General features: G+C 69.9%; 4 protein-coding genes. All 4 read right to left on the bottom strand.

All coding sequences use genetic code 11. From position 1 onward, the window contains the following. Window positions 1–579, bottom strand: a 579-nt coding sequence (locus ACFDTH_RS17755; RefSeq protein WP_375288880.1) for a DHA2 family efflux MFS transporter permease subunit, incomplete at its 3' end; no start/stop codon positions are given. A 107-nt stretch (window positions 580–686) separates the two neighbouring features. Continuing rightward, window positions 687–1,838 carry an efflux RND transporter periplasmic adaptor subunit gene (locus ACFDTH_RS17750; protein ID WP_375288879.1) on the bottom strand — a complete coding sequence of 384 codons (1,152 nt, stop codon included), beginning with the start codon at window positions 1,836–1,838 and terminating at the stop codon, window positions 687–689. After that, on the bottom strand, window positions 1,835–3,301 hold the full coding sequence (locus ACFDTH_RS17745; RefSeq protein WP_375288878.1) for an efflux transporter outer membrane subunit: 1,467 nt from the start codon (window positions 3,299–3,301) through the stop codon (window positions 1,835–1,837). The genes ACFDTH_RS17750 and ACFDTH_RS17745 overlap by 4 nt, the downstream gene beginning before the upstream one ends. Next, complete coding sequence (locus tag ACFDTH_RS17740; RefSeq protein WP_375288877.1) at window positions 3,289–3,750, bottom strand: MarR family winged helix-turn-helix transcriptional regulator; 462 nt, start codon at window positions 3,748–3,750, stop codon at window positions 3,289–3,291. Before ACFDTH_RS17740 ends, ACFDTH_RS17745 begins: the two co-directional genes overlap by 13 nt. Window positions 3,751–3,887 lie beyond the last annotated feature (137 nt).

Here is a 3,887-nt window from a genome sequence, read left to right as displayed (position 1 = left end):
CAGGTTCGTCCAGCAGATGAACACGGTGAAGATGCCAAAGGGGACGTTGATCAGGAAGATCCAGCTCCAATGGTAATTGTCGGAGATGTAACCCCCGAGGATCGGGCCCATGATCGGCGCGACCAATGTGGTCATCGACCAGATGCCGAGCGCGGTGGCGCGCTTGTCAGGCGGGAAGACCGAGATCAGCAGCGCCTGGCTGCCGGGCATCATCGGGCCGGAGACAGCGCCCTGCAGCACGCGGAAGAGGATCAGCGAGGTGAGGTTCCAGGCAATGCCGCACAGGAACGACGCGACGGTGAACAGGGTCAGCGACACGCAGAAGGTGCGCACCACGCCGAAGCGGCGCATCAGCCAGCCGGTGAGCGGTACGGAGATGCCGTTCGCCACCGCGAAGGCGGTGACGATCCAGGTGCTGTTGTCCGAGCTGACGCCGAGGTTGCCGGCGATTGTCGGCAGCGAGACGTTGGCGATGGTGGTATCGAGCACCATCATGAACGTGCCGAGCGCGAGCGCGAAGGCGACGAGGCCGAGTCGGGCGCCGGTGAGGGGGGCGGGTTGAGTGGGGGCGCTAGCCATGAGTCGCCCTCATCCTTCCCACGACCCTGCGGGTCGCAGGCCCCTTCCCTCTCCCGCTGGCAGAGGGCGGGAGCGCCGGAGGCGCGGAAGGGTGAGGGCGACGACCATCACCGGTTCGCCGCGATGATCTGGGCGATCTTCGCCTCGACCGCCGGATCGGCCTCGGCGACATTGCCGCGATAGGGAACGGCGGCGGGTTGCGCGAGGCGCGGGCCGCGCGTGTCGGCGGTGTCCACCGTCGCCATCACCGACAGGCCGACGCGCAGGGGGTTCGCCGCCAGTTCCTTCGGATCGAGCATGATGCGCACCGGCACGCGCTGGACGATCTTGATCCAGTTGCCGCTGGCGTTCTGCGGCGGAAGGAGCGCAAAGGCGTTGCCGCTGCCCGCGGAAAGGCCGACGACGCGGCCGTGATAGACGACCTCGTCGCCGTAGGCGTCCGCCACCACCGTGGCGCGCTGGCCGATGCGTAGATCCTTCAGCTGCGTCTCGCGGAAGTTCGCGTCGACCCACAGCCGGCCGAGCGGCACCACCGCCATCAGCGGGGTGCCGGCGGCGATCTGTTGGCCGACCTGCGCCTGGCGCTGCGCCACGACGCCGTCGATCGGCGACACGATGTGCATGTGGCTGCGCACGATCGCGGCGCGGCGGTAATTGGCGATCGCGGCTAGGACGGCGGGGTTTGTGCCCACCGCGGTGCCCTGAACCGCGCTTTGCGCCTGGGTGCGGCGGCTTTTCGCCAGATTGAGCGCCGCATTCGCGACCTTCACCTGATCTGCGGCGTGGCTGAGTTCCTCGCCCGAGACGGCGCCTTCCCTGGCGGCGCCCTGGCGACGGGCGTAATCGGCGCGCGCGGCGGCGAGCTGCGCCTCGGCCTGCACCACCGCGGCTTGCGATTCGTTGACGCGTGAGAAATCGGAGCGTGTGCCGCGCACCGCGCGGGCGAGCTCGGCCTCGGCCGCGGCGAGGTTCACGTCGGCGGTGAGTGGATCGAGATCGATCAGCGGCTGGCCGGCTTTCACGGCCTGGGTGTTGTCCGCGTGCAGCGCGATGATCGTGCCGGGGTCGCGCGCGGTTACCGCCACGACGTCGCCCGCCACATAGGCGTCGTCGGTCTCCTCCTCGGGCTGGGCGAGCAGGAAGTGGAACACCGCCCAGATCGCCAGTCCGACGAGGACGATGATCGCGAGGCCGGTCAATAGTCGACGGCGCAGCGCGGGGCGGCCGGCAGGCGGGGGCGGAGCTTGCGTATCGGTCATGGTTGCACGTTCCGTGAGGGATCAAAGCCGCCGCCCAGCGCCTGGGCCAGGCGCGCGCGGGCGGCGAGCGCGTCGACCGCGAGATTGGCCCGCGCCAGTCGCGCGTCGAGCAGACGGATGTCGGTATCGATGCCGGTCAGGCGCGAATCGAGCCCGGCGGACACGCGGATCGCATTGAGGCGGTTGGTCTCCGCGAATCCGCGGACCACCTCCGTCTGCGCGCGCGCCTCGGTCTCGGCGGCGCGGATCTGCGCGAGCGCGTCGGCCGCGTCGCGCACCGCCCGCACGACCGTGTCGTTATAGTCGGCAATGGCAACGTCCACCGCGGCGGTGGCGCCGGCGAGATCGGCCCGCAGGCGACCCGAATCGAAGATCGGCAGGTGCAGCGCGCCGCCGGCGCCGAGCGTGCCCGCTTCCGGATCGAAGAAGTTGCCGATCCCGACCGCCTGCAATCCGGCCAGGGCGATGAGATTGAGATTGGGGTAGAAGGCGCGACGCGCCACCTGGCGCCCGGCGGCGGCGGCATCGACCCGTGCGGCCGCGGCCGCGATGTCGGCACGCCGCGCCAGCAAATCGGCCGGAATGGCGGCGGGAAGCGCCAGCGCAGCGGGATCGGCAAGACGGGTCGGCCCGATGCCGGCGGCATAGTCCGCACCGCGCCCGGCGAGCGCCGCAAGCGCGTTGGCGGCGAGGGCGCGGGCGGCATCCGCACGGGTGAGCGCGACCTGCGCCTGGGCAAGCAGCGTGGCGGCGGCCTGCGCGTCGAGCTTGCTGGCCAGGCGGTTCTCGACCCGCGAATTGACCAGCCGCAGGGCGCGCTCACGCGTTGCGATCGTCTCGCGCGCGATCGCGCCGATCCGTTCGGCGCGGGCGATCTCGGCATAGGTGGTGATGATCGCGCCGGCGAGCATCAGCCGCGCTGCCTCCGCATCGAGGGCGGCAGCGGCGAGCCCGGCGCGGGCGCCTTCGATCGCCGCGTGCTGGCGACCGAACAGGTCGAGGTTCCACGACAGATTGGCGGTGGCGTTGCCGAGAAACCGGACGCTTCCGGCATAGGGCGGGGGAATGGTGTAGCGGCCCGAGAGGCGTGCTTCCTGCGCGGTGACGTCGGCCGTCAGATCGGGCCCGGTCTCCGCGTCGCGGCGCGCCAGCGTTGCCTGCGCCTGGCGCAGGCGGGCCAGCGCAGCGTCGAGGGTGGGGCTGGCGGACACGGCGTCGGCGACGATGCGATCGAGCTGCGGATCGCCAAATGCGGTCCACCATTGCGGATCGATCGCTGGGGCGGGGGCACCGGTGAGGCCGAGGTCCACCGGCGCGCGCTGCGTAAGCTGCGGACGGGTGTCGGGCGGGGTGCAGGCGGCGAGGACGGTGACCGCGATAAGGGCTAGCCACCGTTTCGCGGGCGGAGATGAAGCGGGATCCCGGATCGCATCCGGAATGACAGGTGTGTTCACGCCGCGCATGCGTCGCTTTCCTCCATCGTGCGGCGCAGGCGCTGCAGCACACTGACCAATTCCTTGACCTCCGCATCGCTCCAATCGGCGAGAAAGCCGTTCCAGCAGGCGATCACCTTGCGCTTCGCAGCGACGGCCGTTTCCCGGCCGGCGTCGGTCAGCCTCAGGCGCACCACGCGGCGATCGGCATCGTCACGTTGCCGGATCACCCAGCCAGACGCCTCCATCTGATCGATCAGGCGGGTCATCGCGCCCTTGTCGTGCGCCATGGCCCGGGCCAGCCCCACGCACGTGTCGGCATGGCCGAAGTGCAGCGACACCAGCGTCATCCATTGCGTCGCCGTGATGCCGTCTTCGGCCAGTGTCTTGTCGATGGCGGCGACACCCATCTGATGGATGAGGCGCACCAGATAGCCGGGCGACGTATCCGGATAGAAGGTCGACTCGGTGAAGGCCATACAGTTGCTGTGGCAACCATTGCCGCGGCAGTCAATGTGTGTTGCAAAATGTTGCCCGCTTCCGTCGGGCCTGTCCGGTCGCTAGGGTCCAAACTCAATCAGGTCGAGGTCGTGACGGAGCCGATTTTGGCGCCAGG

The sequence above is a fragment of the Sphingomonas sp. genome (assembly GCF_042096255.1).
Classification (GTDB): Bacteria; Pseudomonadota; Alphaproteobacteria; order Sphingomonadales; family Sphingomonadaceae; genus Sphingomonas.
This window is presented reverse-complemented; position numbering and strand designations above follow the sequence as displayed.

Excerpts from the sequence above, each read along its gene's own strand:
- ACFDTH_RS17750 (WP_375288879.1), bottom strand. The coding sequence starts at position 1,838 with ATGACCGATACGCAAGCTCCGCCCCCGCCTGCCGGCCGCCCCGCGCTG.
- ACFDTH_RS17745 (WP_375288878.1), bottom strand. The coding sequence starts at position 3,301 with ATGCGCGGCGTGAACACACCTGTCATTCCGGATGCGATCCGGGATCCC.
- ACFDTH_RS17740 (WP_375288877.1), bottom strand. The coding sequence starts at position 3,750 with ATGGCCTTCACCGAGTCGACCTTCTATCCGGATACGTCGCCCGGCTAT.